A 20224-nucleotide genomic window follows, 5' to 3' on the forward strand; every position below is an offset into this window, starting at 1 on the left:
CCCATCGGCGGCGCGGTCGTGCCCGCGACCGCGCCGCCGGTCAGCGCGGTTGCGTCCGCGACCGCCCCGCGGGTCAGCGCGGTTGCGTCCGCGACCGCCCCGCGGGTCAGCGCGGTTGCGGACGGGTCGAGACGCCCAGCGCCGACGCGACCGGAGCGGTCGCGTAGACGCCCGGACCGTGCTGGCCATCCATGGGGCGGGGGGACGTGCCCGTGCGTTGCGCGACGTCTCGGACGACCTTGACCAGCGCTTCGACGTGGTTGTCCATCGCCGCGACCCGCAACAGCGGCGCCGCCACCCGACCGTCCACCGATACCGTGGCGGCCACGGTGTGCGACGGCGCCGAGGTCGCGGTGATCGCGTCCACCAGTGGGCCGAGGCGCACGTCCGAACGGCCGCGCAGAACCATGCAACGGTGGGTCCAGCCACCGCCGCGCAGCCCCAGCCAGGTTTCCGCCGGCGCCTCCATCCCCAGGTCCAACCCGGCCGCCGAGACGATGGCCGCGCGCAACTCCTCCCGCCCGAGCGGCCGATAGGCCAGGCCCGCGGAGGTCAGCGCCTTGCCCAGCCGACCGATCCCGGCAGCCACGGTCCGGTGCACACCGGGGAGCCCGCCGCCCCGGCTCACCGCCTCCACCCGGGCGTCGCGGACGCTGAGCCGCAGCGCCACCCAGACGGTCCGGTGCGCCGCAGGCGGGGCACCGGGTGCCGGATACCAGACCATGGTGTGTGCGACGACCTGGGTCCGGGAGACCGGGGCGCTGAAGTCCGCGAGCACCTCCAGAACGCGGTCGACCGCCGAGGCACTCACCGAACCGACCGTCGCACCGCTGACCGACTGCAACGCGACAGCGGCGAACCAGCCCTGGTCGTCCTGCCCGATGCCCAGCCGGGTGCCCCGGTCGGTCAACTCGATGATGCTCAACTCGGGGGCGAGCGCGGTCAACCGCGGGTCGACGGGCTTACCGCCCGGCACGGCCGACGCGCGCTCGCCGCGGCGTCGCATCCGCCGGCGCAGCAGCAGGTCCTCGAACCACCAACGGCCACCTCGTCGGGCGAAGGTGGCCAGGGCGATCAGCAGCGCGACACCGCCCGCCGCGGGGAGCAGCCAGCTGGGCCCGGCCGACGCTGCCCAGACGCCGACGACGCACAACTCCAGCACGACGAGCTGGCCGACGAACACCGGGCCGACCCGCCCACGGCCGGGTCGGTCGGTCGACGACGACGGCCTCGTCGCAACGTCGGACGGGTCCGTGGCCGCTCGGGCGGGTCGCGCCTGAATCTGCGTCATCGCTGACTGTCCCTCCTGCACGGTACGACTCTGCACCGGGTCGGTCCGGTGCCGGCCACGAACGGTGGTCCCGACGAACCATCGTCGGCCCCTTATCGTAGGGAAGCCCGCGACGGCACCCCGACCTGATCGTCGCGGATCCACCCCGCCGGAGGTAAGTCATGCGGACCCGCCGCGATCAGGTGCAGGCGTACCGCTTCGTCACACGCCGGATCGTCTCCGCTCTGCTGTCGGGCGACCCGGAGACCACCAACCTGCCGATGCGACGGCTCGGCATGGCCGTCTTCGGCAGTGTCGTCGCCGCCGCCGTCGTCCTCGGCGGGGTGGGTGCCTACGGCCAGTTGACATCCCGCGCCGCGCCACTGAATGACCAGAGCCTGGTCATCGAACGGGAGACCGGCGCGACGTACGTGTACCTGCAAGGCCAGTTGCATCCAACGCTCAACTACGCCTCGGCCCGCCTGATCCTGAACGAGCCGGACGCGGAGGTGCGGACGATGTCCCAGGCGTCACTGCGGGACCGACCGCGCGGGGTCACCCTCGGCATCGTCGGGGCACCGGACGCCCTGCCCGACCGCAAGTCGCTGACCGGGCTGCCCTGGTCGGTCTGCGACGTGCCCGACCCGGTCGACCCCGCGCGCTCCAGCACGCGTCTGGTCATCGACCGGGCGCTGCCCGGCGGCGTGCCGCTGGGCGACCGCGCGGCGCTGGTCATGGTGGACGGGCAGCGCTACCTCCTCACCAACAACGCACGGCTCCAGGTGCTCGACGGGGACCAGACGATCACCGCGCTGAAGTTGGCCGGCGCCACCCAGCTGCGGGTCGGGCAGCAACTGCTCAACGCCATCCCGGCCGGGCCACCGCTGCGCAAGCCGAAGCTGCCCGGCGAGGGCGAGAGCAGCACGCGGAACGTGGCCGGTCGACCGTCCACCATCGGCCGGGTGTTCAAGGCCGCCGGGCGGCACTACGTGCTGACCCGGGAGGGTCTCGTCCCGATCAGTGAGATCACCGCTCTGCTGATGGTCCGCGGTGGCGGCGCGATCACCGAGATCACCCCGGATCAGGCTGGCGAGTTCTATGTCGAGAAGCGGGTGGACGAGGAAGGGCTGCCGACCACCATGCCCACCATCTACCAGGCCAGGTCGGGTCAGACCACGCTCTGCGCGACGTACCGGGCCGGCAGCGGAGGCGGCCCGCCGATCACCACCCTGGAGGTCTTCGACCGGGCGCCCGCCGAGCTGACCGCGAGCGAAGCGGGCGCGGTGCCGGTGCCCCAGACCAGGCGGGATGCCGTACGCACCGCCGAGGCGGTGCTGCTGCCCGGTGGCAAGGGCGTCATCGCGCAGGCCTCGCCCGGTGCCGGGACCAGCGGGTCCGGTGCCGCCGGGTCGACGATCTACCTGATCAGCCCGCAGGGCATCCGGTACCCACTCGGCTCGGCGGCGACGCTGGACGTGCTCGGGTACGGCGGGGTCACCCCACTGGCGGTGCCCGGCTCTCTGCTCGCACTGATCCCGACCGGGCCCACCCTGGACTCCGAGGACGCGATGGCCGTCTTCGCACCCGACGCGCCGGCCCCGGCCGCACCGCCGACGACGGCACCGCCGACGACGGCGCCGCCGACGACGGCGCCACCCTCGTCCGCACCACCGAGCGGCGGGGCGGGCGGCGGGATGCCCGTTGGGTGACAGGAGCCGACAGCTGAGCAGCAATGACGGGTCGCCCAGACTAGCTCGGGTGGACTAATCTGAATACCGCTGACGGCTGTCAATCAGAACGACGGGGATGTTTGCCATGACGGGGCGTACGGAAGTCGACCTGCTGTCCCTAGAGGACTTCCACCAGCACCTGGCGTCGCGGTTGACCCAGGTCGAGTCGGTGCTGCGCAAGCTCAACACAGAGATGCAGTGCCGCCCTCCGGCGTTGGGCACGTTCTTCGATGCGACCGACAAGGCGCGCCGCTACAGCGAGGTGCATCAGTCCTATGTCGAGCAGGCCGAGAGGATCCGGCGGGCGGTGCTGGCGGCACAGCAGGCGACCAGCACGATCCTGACCAATTACCGCACTGCCGAGGCGCGTAACGCCGCCAACGCCACCGACGTCACCGCGGCGCTGGACGGGGTCGACCGGGCGTTGCAGCCGAAGGAGGACGGGCGTGTCTGAGTACACCCAGCGCTACCAGGGCAGCAGCCATCAGGAGCTGTACGACGGCCTGATGGCCGGCAAGCCCGAGCAGATCGAGGGCGTCGCCACCCAGTGGGCCGAGCTCAAGGGAATCCTGGACGGTGTCGGTCGGGATCTGGGCGGCGACCTCGAGAAGCTGGGCAACACCTGGACGGGCTCGGCAGGTCGGGAGTTCCACCGGCGACTCGGCCTGATCGTCGCCCACACCGACGCGCTCGGCGAAGGGATGGCCGGCATCAAGCAGGGGCTGACCATGATGGCCGACCATCTGCGCAGCGCCCACAAGCAGGCCGAGAGCCCAGAGAAGACCGACGACAACGACAAGGCGATCTCCGGCACGATCAAGGGTGCGGCCACCTTCGGCCTGCCTGGCGCGCTGATCATGGGCATGGCGGGTCACCAGCAGGACAAGGAAGAGCAGGAGAAGGCCCACCAGCGGATGGTGAACCTGGTGGCCGACTTGGCCAGCAGTTACGAAATCTCCGCCTACGACCGAGTGGTCGATCCGCCCCCGATCGACCCGGAGACCCCGGACAGGGTCAACAACGATCCGACGACGCCGCAGAGCGTTTCGCCCATTGCCAAGGTGAGCAACGGGCCCACCAGCACCGGTCTCACCGCGCACACCGGCGACGCGACCATCGCGAGAGCCGAGCGCGTTGCCCCACCGCCGACCGTCGGTGACAACTCGGTGCCTGGCGAGCATGGCTCGGGCACCGGTGGCACGCCGGCCATCGCTGTCGGCCCGGTCGGCACTGGCAACGGCTCCGACACCCCCGGCACCTTCCTCGCCGGTGCGGATTCGCTGACCGGCGGCGCGCTGCTCACCGGTGGTGCCGCCGGGTTGACCGGCCTGTCCGGGCCGGGCACGCCGCCCGCTGGCGCCGGCACCGGCCCCGGCCTGCTCTTCGGAGCGCAGGGCGGGGCACCGGCCGGCGGGGTGCTGCGCACGGCGGCGCTCGCCGGTTCGGGCGGCAGCAGCGCACCAGCCCCCTCGGCTCGTCCGGCCGGTGGCGCGCCCCCGGCTGACGGTCGCTCCGCCAGTGGGGTCGGGCGCAGCATTGACGGCCAGCGTGGCGGGTCGGGCTCCGGTCGCGGGGCGGGTGGCAACGGCGGGGTGCTCGGCGGGCGCGGGCGATCTCAGGATGACGACTCCGACGAGCGGCTGACCTGGTTGACCGAGGACGAGATGGTCTGGCGGGATGGCGGGAAAGCCGCGCCGCCGGTGCTCGGCAGCGGCGACTGACCGCGATCCGCCGCGGGTGAGCCTTCACCACCGACGATGCCGTAGCGAACGATGCGTGTGCCCCGGCCGGTTCCGATCCGGCCGGGGCACTGCCCGTTCCGGGGCGCCGTCGATCGATGCGTCCACAGTGTGCATGGTGGTGGCGGTCACGCCAGGCCGGGCCGTCACCGTGCTGCGACATGCCGGGGCGGGCGATAGGTTGGTCAGGTGTCGTCCGCAGCGCCCGTCCGCCCAGCCCGCTGGGCAGTGCTGCGTTCTCTGCGTGAGCTGACCCGACTGGCGGTCACTGCGCTGGTGCTCGCGGTCGGCCTCGGCGGCGTTCTCGCTGCGACCGCACCGCCTACCCCGACGCAGCTAGGGCCCAGCGCCGTGAGCAGCCGGGTGGCCACGGTCCGCCCCGATGCCGCTGCCCGCCCCGATGCCGCGGTGTCCGCCGAACAGGCCGGCCAGCCCGTTGCCGGCCGGCCGGTTGGCACGGTCGACGCCGCCTCGGTGACCGGTCCGATCGCGGACGGCCCGGGGCACGCGCCGGCCATCGATCCCGGCCGTGGCGTTCCGGCCCGACGCGGCCCGCCCACCCGCTGATCCAGGCCCGACGATCCCCGGGGCCCGATCCCGGGTGATCCGTCGCGGCAGCTGAGTCGCCCTTCGACGGATCACTCCGCGATTCGGCCGACCGGTGCTGTCGGGCCTCTCCTGCCCCCGTCGATACCCGCCTTCGACCGCGAGGTGCTGATCATGCAATCCATTCTCTCCGCCGCCCTGCCCGACCTGTCCCGAGCTGTCGTCATCTGGCTGAGCCTGCTCGGGGTGGTGGGGGTTGTCGTCTCTGTTCTCCTGCTGCGTCCCGGCCGCTTCCGCCTCGACCCGGGCGCCCGGATCCGCCGCGCGGCCATGCCGAGCCAACTCGAACGGGCGCAGGACGAACGGGAGCAGATCCGCTACGCCCAGGAGATCGCGGTGGCCGCTGCACGGGCGACCACCACCGCACAGCGCCGACGCGCGGAGTGGGTGACCGCACAGGAGGCGGTCGAGGCAGCCTGGCAGACGTACCAGGCTGCCGAGGCTGCCGTCCGGCGGCTCGGTGCCGCAGCGGCGATGCCGCTTCCGCACACCGCCCGAACCCCCGCCGAGTACGTGGACCGCGAGCGCTACCTGCACCGTGCCGCGCTGGATGCGTACTGGCGGCGGGAGTTGTCGGTGGAGCAGCTCAGCGAGGTCTTCGCGCACCGCGACGGCTGGGATCCGCGGCTGCATCCGGTCGAGCAGGAGCTGGTGCTGCAGCGCGCGATTCGCGACAATCTGGCAGCCCGGCACGCCGCTGCCCGTGAGCGGGAGCAGGTTGCGTGGCGTGCGGCGGAGCTGGCTGTGGCGGCGGCTCGGAGTCTGCGCGAGGAAGCTCACGCCGCTACCGGGCGACGGGTCGCGGAGTCGGCGTCGGTGCTGCCGCTCAGTGAGGTTGCCCGGCCGTCGGCCGAGCAGACCCGGGAAAACAAGGTCATCGCCCGCGGGCGCGCGACGGTGGCCGCGTTCTGAGCCGCGGGACGTCGAGTGGGTTAGCGTGACGGCATGTCCCGAGAGGCGTGGGTCCTCGTGGTGCTCGCCGCAATCCTGGCGCTCGCCACACTTGTCGGTGCCGTGGTGCTGGCGGTGCGGGTGGTGCGTACGCGACGACTGCTGACCGGGCTCGGCGCGGGCGGCAAGGTCGCCTTCTACGGGGCGCTGATCTACACGATCTTCCCGGTGGACGTGCTTCCGGATCCGATCTACCTCGATGACATGGGTGTCCTGGCCGCCGCGCTGATCTACCTCACCCGGCTGGTGCAGAAGCGCCGGGCGGCCGGCGGCCAACTGGCCGGTCGGCCGGGCGGCGAGCCGGATCGGGACCGCGTCGGCCGCCGCGTGCCATGATCGTGGTCGGTTCGGTGGACAGGGGACGGGCATGGCGGGCGATCATCGGTTGACTGTGCACGATGAGCGTGTTGTCGCCTTCTGCGCGGAACGGCACCTCGCGACGCTGACAACGCTGCGCGCGGACGGCACTCCGCACGTCGTACCCGTCGGGGTGACCCTCGACCCGACGGCCGGGCTGGCCCGCGTCATCACCTCCGGCGGCTCGCGCAAGGCCCGCCAGGTGGCCGCCGCCGGCGCGGCGGGCGCGGCGGTGGCCGTGTGCCACGTGGATGGCCGCCGTTGGCTGACCATCGAGGGCCGCGCGGTCGTCCGGGCGGATCGGGCCTCCGTGGCGGAGGCGGAGCGCCGCTACGCCGAGCGTTATCGGACCCCACGCCCGAATCCGGAACGGGTCGTCATCGAGATCACGGTGACCGGGCTGCTGGGGAGCCTCTGACGCCACGACCCGATGCCGGATTCGTGCCTGTCTGGGCAATATTGTGCTCTTAGGGCAGGCCGGAGAGCTCTCGGTCCGAGCTGTCCCCCCACCACTCGCGAGACCGACGGCGAGGGGCCCAGCGGAATCCCGCCCAGCCGGCAGCCGTTACACCTGGTCGCGACGCCTACACCGGCGCCGGCGGAATGCCGGCCGGAGTAGAGCCGTTACCCATCCGGTACGCCCACGGCCGAGATCGGCCGCAGGTCGTCGCCCCTGTGCTGAGCGAGCGCCATTCCCGGTGCTGCCGTCCTCCGCCGGTCGGAGGCGCCAACCCCCTGAACGGAGACTCGATCATGAACCCGATCGTCCAGAAGAGTGGTCTGTCCGTCGTCGGCCTGCTGGTCGCCGGCGGTTGCGCCCTCGGTCCGGCGGTAGCCGCGCAGGCCGCCCCGGTGCAGGCTGCCCCGACCTCGTCGAGCCAGACCGACCGGTCCGCCGAGCGGGTCCTCGGCGTCGACTACCAGGCTCAGCCGAACTTCTACTACTGTGGCCCGGCCGCGACCCGGATCGCATTGTCCGCACAGGGCAAGGCGCTCTCCCAGGACGAGGTGGCCAAGCTGTTGGGCACCACCGAGGCGGGCACCCCGTCGGCCCTGGACACCACGCGAGTGCTGAACGAGCTGACCGGCGGGAAGTACCGGACCACCGAAATTCGTGACTCGGTGGCCCGTCCCGATCAGGTCGAGCAGCTGCGCCGGGACGTGCGGGCCGCAGTCGACGCGGGCCGACCGGTGGTGGCCAACATCAAGGGCACGACGGTGGACACCGACGGCAACCCGCACTCGTACGAGGGCGGCCACTACGTCACCCTCGTCGGCTACCGGGACGGTGGCGACACCATCCGGGTCGCCGACCCGGCCGACCCGGCGCTGGGCGAGTACTGGGTGAGCCTGCCGAAGGTCGCCAACTGGATCGCCGAGCGCGGCTACTCCTCCTGACCGTGATGGTTCACCGGGCCGGTCTCTCCCTTGCGGGAAGGCCGGCCCGGCCGTCGTTGCGCCTCCGGGCGGCAGCCTGGTGCGCGCGTCGCCGAGCCCGGGCGCCGCGCGTCGGCCGGGCTCGGACCATTTGTCGCCGCGCCGGCGGGTGGACTTCGGCCTCGCCGGCGCCGGCCGCCCGGCGCACGACCCGGTTGGCGTCATCGGGTTCGTACCCGCATGCCCGGAGCAGGTCGCTGGCGGCGGTACGTAGCCCGGTGACGAGTGACTCGCCGAACGACTCGACCCCCTTCGCGGAGGCTCGCCCGGCCAACTCGGCGCACTGTTCGATCAACCGGTGGGTGCGCTGGGGGTCGTCACCGTATTTGCGCTCCCTTCGCATCTCGGCCACCGCCTGACCCAATCGGCTGATCGCGTCCGACAGTTCCGGCGGGAGCGGCTCGTTGTACTGCAGCGCGGTCGTCGACCAGCGGGCCATGGCGCGGCTGTCCAGCATCAACCGTTCGAGGTGATCCGCGCTGCGGGCGTACCGGTGGTACTGCTCGCGGCGGTGCCAACGGGCCGGTGCGATCGTCACCACCTCCTCCGCTCCGCTGAGCGCGTCGTGCAGCCGACTCAGGTCGTCCTCGGTGCCACGGAAGCGTTCCAGGACGCGCAGAGTCCGGTCTTCATCACGTGTCCGGATCGCCTGCGCCAACTCGTGGAGCTGCTCGCAGAGAATCGCGTAGATCGGCGCCGCGGCCCGGTCCAGCACTCGAATCGGGTTGACCGGTAACAGCAGCGCGACCACCACCAGTCCGACCACCCCGCCGACGAGCGCGTCGAAGATCCGGGGCACCTCCAGGCCCCTGTCCATCGGGGCCAGCGTGGCGATCAGCACGGCGGTACCGCCGGCCTGACCGACCAGCGGACCGCCCTTCCCGGCCACCAGCAACGCGGCGGCAATGGCCAGCGCGACCACCACGCCGGTCTGCCACGGGCCCGAGCCGAGAATGAAACGCAGCGTGTCGCCGATGATGATGCCCAGGGCCACGCCGCTCAACAGTGCGAAGGTGCGTCGGGCCCGCTGCCCGATGGCGGTGGCGATCGTACCGACGGCGGCAGCGGGAGCGAAGACGTGCGAGCCAGGGCCGAGCAGGTTCTTGGCGAGCAGGGCAGCGATCGCCGCAGCCAGCCCGGCCTGGAGGGAGATCACCAGGGTGACCTCCCACTGCCGGGCCCGGATCCGCCCGGCCTCGCCGCTGCGGTGTCGCACCCGTTGGACCGCCCGGCCGCTCCGCTCGGCTGCCTCGTCGAGCCGCGACTGCTCGCGGTCGGCGGGTGCGCGGTCGTCGGCCATGGCGGCGGTTACCCCGGCGACGGCAGGGCAATCCTGCCGGTTCGGCGCCGACCGCCGGCCGCGGGCATCCGCGCCGAGCCGACCGTACGGCGACCCACGACACCGGCCCGTCCTCCGACGTTGGGCGACAGGGGTGTCGGCGAGCGCCCGGGCGGGTAGGGATTCGCCGAGATCGAGGAGGACCGACATGGCGGCAGACGGACCCGGAGCGACGGCAGGCGGCCCCGGGCCGCGCCAGACATGGGAGGCGCTTCCCTGGTTGATCCGGACCGCGGTGTTGTGGAGCGCCTGCCTGGTGGTGATCGTCGCCGGGTTGTACCTGCTGGGCCGGATCGCCGTCCTGCTGGCGCCGCTGGCCATCGCGTTGGCCGCCACCATCTTCCTCACTGCGCTGCTCGACCCGGTACTCCTGCTGCTGCGTCGGCTGCGTTTTCCGGCGGCGCTCGCCGCGCTCTGCACCGTACTGCTGCTGCTCGGCATTCTGGTCGGGGTCGGCGCGTTGGTGTGGAACCTGACCGCCAGTCAGTTCGACCAGCTCAGCCAGGAGTTGACGCAGGGGGTGGAGCGCAGTCGGGACTTCGTGACGTCCACGCTGCCGGTCACCGACGCGCAGTTGGACCGGCTGGTCGACCAGGCCCGGCAGGGGCTGAGCGGCAGCTCTCCGGACCCGGTGGCGGGTGCCCGGACCGCCACCGAGGTGTTCGGCTCCGCGCTGCTCGCCCTGGTGCTGCTCTTCTTCCTGCTCAAGGACGGCCGGTCGATGTGGCACTGGGTGCTGTCGCGGGTGTCCGGCCCGAATCAGCCCGTGCTGGCCGAGGCCGGCCGGGCCGGTTGGCAGACGTTGGGTGCGTACAGCCGGGGCACCATGCTGATCGCCGCGATCGACGCGCTCGGCATCGGGTTGGCTCTGGTGGTGCTGCGAGTGCCGCTCGCCCTACCGCTGGCGCTGATCACCTTCCTCGGCGGTTTCGTGCCGATCATCGGGGCGACGGTGGCCGGCGCGGTGGCGGTGCTGGTGGCGCTGGCCGCGAACGGCCCCACCACGGCGCTGCTCACCCTTGCCGCGGTGGTCGCCGTGCAGCAGATCGAGGGCAACCTGCTGGAGCCGCTGGTCATGAAGCGGCAGGTCCGACTGCACCCGGCGGTGATCCTGGTGGCGGTGACCGCGGGCACGCTTGTCGCGGGGATAGCCGGCGCCTTCGTCAGCGTCCCCATCACCGCCGTCCTCTGGCGCATCATCGACACCGTCCAACAGCATCGCTCCACCTCGGCCCTCACCTCGGCAGGTTGATCATCAAGCGAGGTGGGTGGTGAACCAGGTGCCGGCCTCGTCGGCGACCTGTTCCAGGGTGCCGGGTTCCTCGAAGAGGTGGGTGGCACCGGGGATCACCCGCAGCTCGCCGACCTCCCCCAGCTCAGCCAGCGCACGCTTGTTGAGTGTGATCACTTCTTCGTCCAGGCCGCCGACCAGCAGCAACGTCGGGGTGCGCACCTGGGCCAGCGCGTCTCCGGCGAGGTCCGGCCGACCGCCGCGGCTGACCACGGCACCCACCCGGTCCGCGCGGGACACCGCCGCGACCAGGGCGGCGGCGGCCCCCGTGCTGGCCCCGAACAGGCCGATCGGAACGTCACCGGCGGGTCGCTGCACCGCCAACCAGTCGACTATCCCGGCCAGCCGACTGGCCAGCAGCCCGATGTCGAAGCGCAGTTCGGCGGTGCGGGCGTCGATCTCGTCCTCGACCGGGCTGAGCAGGTCCACCAGCACCGTGCCGAGCCCTCGACCGTTGAGTGCGCGGGCCACCGCCACGTTGCGGGGGCTGTGCCGGGAGCTGCCGCTACCGTGCGCGAAGAGCACCACACCGCCCGGCTGAGCGGGCAGCATCAGGTCGGCGGGGAGTTGCGCGTCCCCCACCGGAATGGTCACCGTGCTGCGTTGCTCGTCCATGCCCCACCTCCGCCTGCTCGCCTGTGCCCCGGGTACCCCGCCCACCGGACCGCACGCACCCGAGCGGCCCCCGCTGCGGGCCGCGTTTGCCCAAAAGACCATCGGGTACGCGACGAGCGACCGCAGACCGTGTCGGCGCAACCGCGCCCCGACGGATCGCGAGGATCGCCATGGCCAAGCAGCAGATGTCCCGACAGCAGCAGATGGACGAACGGAACCGGCGCGAACAGGACGTCGAGCGCAACAAGGACTTTGGGGACCGGGCCGTCGAGGCCCGCCTGCCCGACGATCCCCGGGCGATGGCGCCCCGGGACGCGATTGGGCGTCCATCGACCGGCGAACCCGTCTGACGTGACGTAGGCGCTGGCGGTCGGGGCGGGAGCACTCCCACCCCGACCGTCACTGCTGGGTGACGTGTTCGGGCAACCGCAGCAGCGGCGACCTGCCCGGTGGCTGCTCGGGCAGAGGGCCGGACGGTTCGGCCGGCGGCACCGGCACGGTCACCGGCTCGTCGCAGCTGACCCGCAGCACCTGGTCATGGTGGCGCAGTTCCACCACGTCGTCGGGGCTGCCATGACGCAGCGAGTACGTCGTCTGGTGCGGCCGGACATCCACCCGCAACGACAGCCCCCGCCATTGCAGGGAGAACTCCAGCCGATTGAGTCTGCTGGACAGTCGGGGCGCGAAGGACAGCTCACCGTGGTGGTCGCGCAGACCGCCGAGCCCACCGACCAGGGCGAGCCACGCGCCGGCCAACGACGCCATGTGCACGCCGTCGCGGGTGTTCTCGTTGAGGTCGTGCAGGTCCATCAACGCGGCCTCGCGCAGGTAGGTGTGCGCCAACTCCGGGTGGCCCACCTCGGCGGCGAGCACCGCCTGGGTGCAGGCCGACAACGACGAGTCGCGTACGGTGCGGCGCTCGTAGTAGAGGAAGTTGCGCACCTTCTGCTCTGGCGTGAACGCGTCCCCTCGCCAGTGCATGGCGAGGACCAGGTCGGCCTGTTTGACCACCTGCTTGCGGTACAGCTCGAAGTAGGGGTAGTGCAGCAGCAGCGGGTACTTCTCCGCCGGCGTGTGCGTGAAGTCCCACTCCTGGAGGCGGGTGAAGCCCTCCACCTGCTGGTGGACGTCGAGCTCCTCGTCGTACGGGACGTGCATGGAGGTGGCGGCGTCCCGCCAGCTCGCCGCCTCCTCGTCGGTGACCCCGAGGTGGAACGCCTCGTCCCGGTAGCGCATCACCACCTCGGCGGCCGACAGCAGGTTCCGCTGCGCCATCAGGTTGGTGTAGACGTTGTCGTTCTTCACGGCCGTGTATTCGTCCGGGCCGGTGACGCCGTCGATATGGAACTGCCCGTGCCGGTCGTGGTGACCGATCGACCGCCACAGCCGGGCGGTCTCCACCAGCAGCTCCAGCCCGACCTCCCGCTCGAACTGGGTGTCTCCGGTGGCCATCACGTAGCGGCGACTGGCGTCGGCGATGTCGGCGGCAATGTGGAAGGCCGCCGTGCCGGCCGGCCAGTAACCGGAGGATTCCGGTCCTTCGATGGTCCGCCAGGGAAACGCGGCACCGGCGAGGTTGAGCGTTTCGGCGCGCTCCCGCGCCGAGTCCAGTGTGCTGTGCCGCCACTGCAACGCGCTGCGCACCGCGCTCGGCTGGGTGTACGTGAGAACCGGCAGGACGAACATCTCGGTGTCCCAGAACGCGTGCCCGTCGTAGCCGGGGCCGGTCAGCCCTTTCGCCGAGATCGGCCGCTGCTCGGCCCGGGCACCGGCCTGAAGCACGTGGAAGAGACCGAACCGGACCGCCTGCTGCACTTCCGGATCGCCCTCGACCAACACGTCGGCAGCGTCCCAGAACGCGTCGAGGTAGTTGCGCTGCTCCCGGTGGAGCCCGTCCCAGCCGTCCAACCGGGCGCCGGCGAGTGCCGCACCCACCTGGTCACGCAGGGCGGGTAGCGACCGTCGGCTCGACCAGCTGTACGTCAGGTACTTGACCACCCGCAGCTTCTCGCCGGGTTGGAGCACGCAGCCGATCGTGGTGCGTACCCAGTCCTGGTATCCCTCGGACTCGATGGTGGTGTGGTCCGGGCCGTGCACCTCGTGCTCCATCGCGGCGGCGACCCGCAGCCCGGAGACCTTGGTGCGGTGGATGAGTTGCCCGCCGTCCGGGGTGGTCAGCTCCTCCTCGGCCTGCAGAGGTGACTCGAGCACCGCCGCGACGCGGGGGTCCTTGCTCTGCGCGGGCAGCGACTCGTTGGCCACCAACTCGGACTGCACGATCAGCCGCAGCGGACCGTCGACGGCCTCCACCTCGTAGCTGATGGCGGCGACCGACCGCTGGGTGAACGAGACCAGGCGGGTGCTGCGGACCTTGACCTCCCGGCCGGCGGGCGAGCGCCAGTGCAGTTCCCGGTGGAGGGTGCCGGCGCGCAGGTCGAGGATCCGCTCGTGCGCCAGCAGCTGCCCGTAGCGCACGTCGAGCGGTTCGTCGTCGACGAGCAGGCGGATCAGTTTGCCGTTGGTGACGTTGACGATGGTCTGCCCGGACTCGGGAAAGCCGTAGCCCGCCTCGGCGTACGGCAGCGGACGCAGCTCGTAGAACGAGTTGAGGTAGGTGCCGGGCAGGCCGTGCGGTTCGCCCTCGTCGAGGTTGCCCCGCAGCCCGACGTGCCCGTTGGAGAGCGCGAAGACGGACTCCGACTGCGCCAGCACGTCCATGTCCAGCCGGGTCTCGCGGACGTGCCACGGCTCGACCGGATAGGCCCGCTCCCGGATCACGCGGAGTCCCGATCGGCGGCCGAGCGGTGCGCGGCAGCGTTGCCGGTAGACACCGGCCGATCGGCGGTGTCGAGCAGTTCGGCGAGGTCCTTCACCACGATGTCGGCACCGTGCGCGAGCAACTCGTCAGCCTGCCCGACCCGGTCGACGCCGACCACGTAACCAAACCCTCCGGCACGGCCGGCGGCCACCCCGGAGAGCGCGTCCTCGAAGACGGCGGCCTGCGTCGGGTCCACGCCGAGCAGCCTGGCTCCGGCGATGAAGGTGTCCGGGTGCGGTTTTCCGCGCAGGCCCTGAGCGCGGGCGACCAACCCGTCGACTCTGGCCTCCAACAGCGACTCCAGGCCGGCGGCGGCGACCACCTCCGCCCCGTTGGCGCTCGCGGTCACGACGGCTCGGTGCAGCCCGGCGGATGTCGCCTCCTGCAGGTAGCGCACCGACCCTGGGTACACCTCGACGCCGGAGTCGCGCAGGCGCTGCAGCAGCAGAATGTTCTTGCGGTTGCCCACACCGTTGACGGTGTCGGCGTCCGGCGGGTCGTTTGGGTCTCCCTCGGGCAGCACGATCCCGCGGGAGGCGAGGAACGACCGGACGCCGTCGGCGCGGGGCCGGCCGTCGACGTAGCGGTTGTAGTCGGGGCCGGGGTCGAAGGGTTGGAACGGTTCGCCGGAGGCCGTGGCGCGCTGCCGGAGAAACTCGTCGAACGTCTGCTTCCAGGCAGCGTTGTGCACGCGGGCGGTCTGCGTCAGCACACCGTCCAGATCGAAGAGACAGGCGGTCACGTGACCAGGTAAGCCCAGCACGGTACGAATCTATCCACTCTGCCGGGTCCGCAAACCCGTTTCCGCCGCCCCCGTCCGGTTCAGTTCGGTCGCAGCGTCCAGACCACGGTCATGGCCGAGGTGGGTTTGCCGTCTTCAGTCTCGATCTCCACCACGACGTCGAACTCCGGCCGCCGGCCGGACTCCAACTCCTCGATCACGTCGAGGGCCGGCCGGGCGAGCCGCGCGGTGGCCAGCACCGGGCCCATGGCGAGTTTGCGGTAGGCGATCTCGGCCCGGACGGCGAGCGGCACGGCCCGGTCGAGCAACTGCCCGAAGGCGGCCAGCACGACCGCGCCGGAGGCGGTCTCGCCGAGCGTGAAGATGGCGCCCGCGTGTGGGCCGCCGACGTGGTTGTGGGTGGCTGACGAGTCGGGCATCCGGACGACCGCCCGCACGCCGCCCTTCGCCTCGGGTGCCACCTCGACGAATTCGAAGCCGAGCGTACGGGCGAAGGGCACCGCGTCGAGCATGCCGGCTGCCACCTGGCGGGAGTCGATGGTCATGGCCTGACGTTACTCGTCGGTAATCAGGCCAGCAACCAGGGATTTCCTCGGTTGTCGCCGATGCTCAGAGGTTGGCGATCGTCCGCAGGATCTCCGCGTAGAAGTTGCCGTCGATGCTGCGGAAGAAGGCGAAATCCTGACCCGGGTCGCCGAAGAACGGGCGCAGCGTCCACGCCAGCTGGGTGCCGACGAACCCGAAGAGCAGGATCCAGATGTAGAGCAGGGTCATGCTCGCCGGCCGCTGCGTCGGCTCGCCCCGTCGCACCGGCGGCGTGCCCCACGGACGTTGCGCCACCGGGTAGCCGGGCGGAAGCGGGGCGCCGGCCGGCTGGCCGCTCCACTGCGCCGGAACGTGAGCCGGGACCGGCGCGGTGGTCGTGGCACCGTTCGACGTCGACTCGGCCAGCGCAACTCCGGCCGGCACGGCGACCGGCTCGGCACTCTGACCGGTGGCCGGCGCGGCAGCCGGCGTGGCGGCGGCAGGCACCGCGGCGGGCGTCGACGCGGCGGGCACCGCCTGCGCGTCGACCTGGGCCGTGGCAACCTCGGGAGCGAGCAGGCCGTGATCGTTGAGCACCTGCATCCCGCCGGTCAGAAAGCGCAGCCCGACCAGCGCCGACAGGGTCAGGATCGCCACGTTGAGCAGCTTGAAGAACCCGTAGTCGGGCGCGGTGATCAGGAAGAAGAGGCTGATCGGCGCGAACGCCACCGCGAGCATCGAGGTGACCGTGATCGCCACCATCACCAGCGCCAACGACTGACGCACCGAGAGCCGGGCGCCGAAGACCAGGTTGAACAGGTAGAGCGTGGGCAGGCAGATGGCCAGCGTGACCAGGAACAGCAGTGGCAGTTTCAGCGCCGAGGTCAGCGCCATGAGCGGGCTGTGGAAGGCGCCCAGCACCGCCCCGTAGCAGGCCAGCGCGATGGCGGAACTGGCCAGCATCCGCCCGGTCAGCGCGTTGAGGTCACGCTCGGCCACGACCTGCTGCCAGATGCCCGCGCGATCCCGCAGGATGCGCTCGATGACGAGCGGGCTGGGACGGTCACCCGACACGGGTGCACCCCTCTCGGTGAATTTCACTGTGGACTGGGTGGGCAGACGGTAGGACACCAGGTGGCACGCCCGCCACCCCGCTCCGGCGAGTCGTCAGCGCCAACCCACGTCGATCCGGGCGCCACGCTCGTCGAAGAAGTGCAGTGCGTCCATCCGAACCGAGACGGCGAGCGAGTGACCGGCGCTGACCGCCGGGTACGGTGCCAGCCGCACCGCCAGCTCCGCCGGGCGGCGGTGGTGCCGGCCCGGATCGGGAAGCACGCTGGTCTGGGTGCCGCTACTCGGGACGTCCAGCGGCTCCACCGGCTTGCCGGTGAGGCGCTGCATCACCGAACCGAACCGACGCAGGCCACGCTGACCCACCGGCGGCGGTTCGAGCGGCGCACCCATCTCGTCGACCATGATCGCGGTCGCGCCGATGTCGAGGAACGCCAGCGACTCGTGCCCGTGGTGCTCCAGGTAGCGGATCCGCCCGCGCAGCACGTCGCCGGGGCTGTCCGGGGCGACCGGGGTGAGCGCCTCGGCTCGCATGCCGACCACGATCCGCTCACCGTGGTAGTGCGCCACCGCCCGACTGCGAATGTCGTTCCAGGGCAGGTAGAGCGACTGCTCACCGAGGTTGAGCGTGACGTACCGGTCGAGGTGGACGTAGACCGACGCCTCCAGCAGGTTCATCCGCGGGCTACCCAGGAAGGCGGCCACGTAGAGCGTCGCCGGCCGGCCGTACACCTGGGTGGGTGTGCCCACGTCCTGGAGCACGCCCCGACGCATGATCGCGACCCGGTCCGCCATGGTGAGCGCCTCGGCCTGGTCGTGGGTGACGTAGACGGTGGTGACGCCCAGCTCCCGGGTCAGGCCCGAGATCTCCGCGCGCAGCTCGGCGCGGAGGCCGCTGTCCAGGTTGGACAGTGGCTCGTCCATGAGGAACAGGCCGGGCCGACGGACGATCGCCCGGCCCATCGCGACCCGCTGGCGCTGCCCACCGGAGAGCTGACCCGGCTTGCGGGCCAACACGTCACCGATGCCCAGCGCGCTGGCCACGTCACCGACCCGCTCACCGCGCGGTTCCGGCTCCACCCCGGCAAGCCGCAGTGGGAAGGCGATGTTGTCGCCGACGGTCATGTGCGGGTAGAGCGCGAAATCCTGGAAGACCATAGCGATCTTGCGATCCCGTGGAGGCAGGTCGTTCGCCAACTCACCATCGAGCATGACCGCACCCGTGCTCGGGTCCTCCAGACCGGCGATCATCCGCAGCACCGTGGACTTCCCGCAGCCGGACGGCCCAAGCAGCACCATGAACTCGCCGTCGTTCACATCCAGGTTGATGCTGTCGACGGCCACCGTGCCATCCCTGAAGACCTTCGTCACATCCTTGAGCGTGACGGTGCTCACCGACGCCTCCCCCGGTCGTTGCCAAACCCCACAAGACTGTGACCAGGATCATCGGTTTAGCACATCGGGTAAACGTCTTATGTTCGGCAAATGACGCTGCTATTAAACGACAGCCCGGGCAATCAGCAGCGCGATGATCGCTCGCCCGGCTCCCCCAGAAACACCTGGCGCACCACTCGCTCGGCCGCCCGCCCGTCGTCCAATGTGCAGAACCGGCCCCGGAACAGCCCTCGGGCCCTGGTCGCCGCTTCCGAGCGCACGGCGTCGGTACGGAACAGGTCGAGCAGATCAGCGAAGGTGGTGGCCACCGCCCCGGGCGGCTCGGCAGTCACGTCGAAGTAGACACCCCGGGCCAGCCGGTACGCCTCCCAGTCCGGGGCGTAGAGCACGATGGGCCGGTCCAGCACCGCGTAGTCGAACATCGCCGACGAATAGTCGGTGACCAACACGTCCGCCATCAGGTAGAGATCCTCCACCCGCTGGTAGCCGCTGACGTCGCGAACCCGCTCCCAGTCCACCGGCCGGCCGGGACGCCGATCACGATCGTGGAAGTAGTGGCTGCGCATCAGCAGCCGACCCGAGTCACCCAGCGCCCGCACGAACCGGTCCGGGTCGAACGGCGGCCGGTAACCGGGGAGATGCTCGCGGTGCGTCGGGGCGTACAGCACGACCTGCTCGTCGGGGCCGAGGCCGAGCTCCGCGCGGAGCCGGCGCACCTCGTCCGGGCCGGCGGTCACCAGGCGGTCGTTGCGCGGGTAGCCCACCTCCAGGGTCGTGTACGTGGCCGGGTACGCCCGATCCCACATCTGGGTGGAGAAGCTGTTCGCGCTGACGCTGTAGTCCCAGCGGTCCACCCGGCGCAGCAGCCCGGCGAAGTCCATCCGGCCCGCGCCGATCGGATAGCGCTGCTGATCGAGGCCCATCACCTTGACCGGTGTGCCGTGGTGGGTCTGCAGGTGCACCTGCTCGGGTCGCTTCCGGACGAAGTCCGGAAAGTTGACGTTGTTGACCAACCACCGGGCGCGGGCGAGCACCCGGAAGTACGCCGGGGTGCCCGCGACCACGTACTCCACCCCGGACGGCACGGTGTCCACCCGGTCCCGACGCACGATCCACACCCCGCGCACCCCCGGCGCCAACCGGCGGGCGACCTCGTAGATCGCCGCCGGGTTGCAGGAGTAACCCCGGTACCAGTAGGCGGCGAACACCGCGAGGGTCGGATCGACCGGCCGACGCAGCTCGGCCCGGTAGTACTCGCGCAGCAGGCCGTCGCGGGTCAGCCGGGCACCGCGCCGAGCGACCGGGCCGACCCGGCGCCGGGCGGTACGGGTCTTCCTGCGCGCGGTGTCACGGGCCCGGCTGGCCGCCCGCAACGCGCTGAAGGTGCGCCAGCGGCCGGCGGCGACGAGCCGGTGCTTGATTCCCTCCACGCCGTCGGGCACCGGATAGCCGCCGGGCGGCAGCCACCGTTCGTAGTCGGCGGTGATCTGCGCGAAGAACGCCGGCCGCAACTCCGGGGCGATCCGCTGGCCGTTGCCGAGCACGGTCAGGTAGTGCCAGATCATCCGCTCGAAGACCGCCGGCCGCAGGGCCTCCGTCGCCGACCCCCACGAATCCATCAGGTGGAAGACCCGGTGCCACTGGGGGAAGACCTCGAAGTGCCGGTCCCCCCGGGTCCGGGTGATCGCGCCGACGCGGCGTTGCCGGTAGTTGACGCAGACCCGATCCAGTACGCCGATCCGCTGCGCCGCCATCAGGACCGGGTAGCTGAACGAGACGTCCTCGTACCAGCCGGGCGCGAAGCGCAGATCCAGGTCGACCAGGAACTCCCGGCGGACCAGCCGGTTCCACGCCGTGTGCAGCAGCCGCATCGCCTCCGGCCGGTCCCGCAGCCGGAAGGTGCCCGTACCGGGTGACTCCGGGAACACCTCGGCCATCGCACTGCGCGTGGCGGTGTCGTTCCAGTGGGTACGGACATGATCGACCAGCAGCACGTCCGGGTGGGTGCCGCGCAACCGCTCGGCGACCTCCGTCAGGCACTCCGGCTTCAGCCAGTCGTCGCCGTCGAGGAACCACACGTACTCGCCGACGGCCCGGTCCAGCCCGATGTTGCGGGCTGGACCGAGGCCCACGTTCTCCGGCAGCCGGACCGGGTGGACCCGCTGGTCGCGGGCCGCGTACTCGTCGATGATGTCGCCGCTGGCATCCGGCGAGCAGTCGTCGACGGCGATCACCTCGATGTCGGTCTCCGGCTGACCGAGGATCGAGTCCAGGCATTCGCGCAGGTATCCCTGCACCCGGAAGGCCGGCACCACGAAACTGATCAGGGTCACCCGGC

General features: G+C 71.4%; 19 protein-coding genes. 10 read left to right on the forward strand and 9 right to left on the reverse strand.

Going from position 1 to position 20224, the window contains the following annotated elements:
- Positions 1–106: 106 nt before the first annotated feature.
- On the reverse strand, positions 107–1291 hold the full coding sequence (locus C7C45_RS16970) for a type VII secretion protein EccE (protein WP_110564618.1): 1185 nt from the start codon (positions 1289–1291) through the stop codon (positions 107–109).
- A 161-nt stretch (positions 1292–1452) separates the two neighbouring features.
- Between C7C45_RS16970 and eccB the strand changes: the two genes are divergently transcribed.
- The 8 genes from eccB to C7C45_RS17010 all read left to right on the forward strand — a co-directional run bounded on the left by eccB (position 1453) and on the right by C7C45_RS17010 (position 8051).
- On the forward strand, positions 1453–2979 hold the full coding sequence (gene eccB / locus C7C45_RS16975) for a type VII secretion protein EccB (RefSeq protein ID WP_110564619.1): 1527 nt from the start codon (positions 1453–1455) through the stop codon (positions 2977–2979).
- 106 nt (positions 2980–3085) lie between these two features.
- The gene (locus C7C45_RS16980; RefSeq protein WP_110564620.1) at positions 3086–3454 is read left to right on the forward strand and encodes a hypothetical protein; all 369 of its coding nucleotides are present in this window, start codon (positions 3086–3088) and stop codon (positions 3452–3454) included.
- Positions 3447–4721, forward strand: coding sequence for a WXG100 family type VII secretion target (locus C7C45_RS16985; RefSeq protein ID WP_110564621.1), 1275 nt, complete (start codon positions 3447–3449; stop codon positions 4719–4721). The genes C7C45_RS16980 and C7C45_RS16985 overlap by 8 nt, the downstream gene beginning before the upstream one ends.
- A 207-nt stretch (positions 4722–4928) precedes the next feature.
- Positions 4929–5306, forward strand: coding sequence for a hypothetical protein (locus tag C7C45_RS16990; protein WP_146247340.1), 378 nt, complete (start codon positions 4929–4931; stop codon positions 5304–5306).
- A gap of 153 nt (positions 5307–5459) precedes the next feature.
- Positions 5460–6257, forward strand: coding sequence for a hypothetical protein (locus C7C45_RS16995; protein ID WP_110564685.1), 798 nt, complete (start codon positions 5460–5462; stop codon positions 6255–6257).
- A gap of 33 nt (positions 6258–6290) precedes the next feature.
- Positions 6291–6632 carry a YkvA family protein gene (locus C7C45_RS17000; protein ID WP_110564623.1) on the forward strand — a complete coding sequence of 114 codons (342 nt, stop codon included), beginning with the start codon at positions 6291–6293 and terminating at the stop codon, positions 6630–6632.
- Between the two features lie 31 nt (positions 6633–6663).
- Positions 6664–7071, forward strand: coding sequence for a pyridoxamine 5'-phosphate oxidase family protein (locus C7C45_RS17005; RefSeq protein WP_110564624.1), 408 nt, complete (start codon positions 6664–6666; stop codon positions 7069–7071).
- A 335-nt stretch (positions 7072–7406) separates the two neighbouring features.
- Complete coding sequence (locus C7C45_RS17010) at positions 7407–8051, forward strand: C39 family peptidase (RefSeq protein WP_110564625.1); 645 nt, start codon at positions 7407–7409, stop codon at positions 8049–8051.
- A 10-nt stretch (positions 8052–8061) separates the two neighbouring features.
- Here the strand turns inward: C7C45_RS17010 and C7C45_RS17015 are convergent, their stop codons facing one another.
- Positions 8062–9390 (reverse strand): FUSC family protein, encoded by a 1329-nt coding sequence (locus C7C45_RS17015; protein WP_110564626.1) that lies wholly within the window; start codon positions 9388–9390, stop codon positions 8062–8064.
- A 187-nt stretch (positions 9391–9577) separates the two neighbouring features.
- Between C7C45_RS17015 and C7C45_RS17020 the strand changes: the two genes are divergently transcribed.
- Positions 9578–10681, forward strand: a complete 1104-nt coding sequence (locus C7C45_RS17020; protein WP_110564627.1) for an AI-2E family transporter — start codon at positions 9578–9580, stop codon at positions 10679–10681.
- A 3-nt stretch (positions 10682–10684) separates the two neighbouring features.
- On the opposite strand, the gene C7C45_RS17025 is transcribed toward C7C45_RS17020, so the two are convergent.
- On the reverse strand, positions 10685–11335 hold the full coding sequence (locus C7C45_RS17025) for a dienelactone hydrolase family protein (RefSeq protein ID WP_110564628.1): 651 nt from the start codon (positions 11333–11335) through the stop codon (positions 10685–10687).
- Positions 11336–11505: 170 nt separating this feature from the next.
- On the opposite strand from C7C45_RS17025, the gene C7C45_RS17030 reads away from it, so the two are divergent.
- Positions 11506–11685 (forward strand): hypothetical protein, encoded by a 180-nt coding sequence (locus C7C45_RS17030; RefSeq protein ID WP_110564629.1) that lies wholly within the window; start codon positions 11506–11508, stop codon positions 11683–11685.
- Positions 11686–11734: 49 nt separating this feature from the next.
- On the opposite strand, the gene C7C45_RS17035 is transcribed toward C7C45_RS17030, so the two are convergent.
- The 6 genes from C7C45_RS17035 to C7C45_RS17060 form a co-directional block, all read right to left on the reverse strand.
- On the reverse strand, positions 11735–14113 hold the full coding sequence (locus C7C45_RS17035) for a glycoside hydrolase family 65 protein (protein WP_110564630.1): 2379 nt from the start codon (positions 14111–14113) through the stop codon (positions 11735–11737).
- The gene (locus tag C7C45_RS17040) at positions 14110–14916 is read right to left on the reverse strand and encodes an HAD family hydrolase (RefSeq protein ID WP_110564631.1); all 807 of its coding nucleotides are present in this window, start codon (positions 14914–14916) and stop codon (positions 14110–14112) included. Before C7C45_RS17040 ends, C7C45_RS17035 begins: the two co-directional genes overlap by 4 nt.
- A 59-nt stretch (positions 14917–14975) precedes the next feature.
- The gene (locus C7C45_RS17045) at positions 14976–15440 is read right to left on the reverse strand and encodes a DUF4442 domain-containing protein (RefSeq protein WP_110564632.1); all 465 of its coding nucleotides are present in this window, start codon (positions 15438–15440) and stop codon (positions 14976–14978) included.
- Positions 15441–15504: 64 nt separating this feature from the next.
- A complete protein-coding gene (locus C7C45_RS17050) occupies positions 15505–16494 on the reverse strand; it encodes a hypothetical protein (protein WP_110564633.1) in 990 nt (329 codons plus the stop codon).
- A 93-nt stretch (positions 16495–16587) separates the two neighbouring features.
- Positions 16588–17886: an ABC transporter ATP-binding protein gene (locus tag C7C45_RS17055; protein WP_110564634.1), complete on the reverse strand. Its 1299-nt coding sequence runs from the start codon at positions 17884–17886 to the stop codon at positions 16588–16590.
- A 122-nt stretch (positions 17887–18008) separates the two neighbouring features.
- Positions 18009–20219: a bifunctional glycosyltransferase/CDP-glycerol:glycerophosphate glycerophosphotransferase gene (locus C7C45_RS17060; RefSeq protein ID WP_110564635.1), complete on the reverse strand. Its 2211-nt coding sequence runs from the start codon at positions 20217–20219 to the stop codon at positions 18009–18011.
- Positions 20220–20224: the final 5 nt, after the last annotated feature.

The organism is Micromonospora arborensis (assembly GCF_003205615.1).
In the GTDB taxonomy this organism is placed as follows: Bacteria; Actinomycetota; Actinomycetes; order Mycobacteriales; family Micromonosporaceae; genus Micromonospora; species Micromonospora arborensis.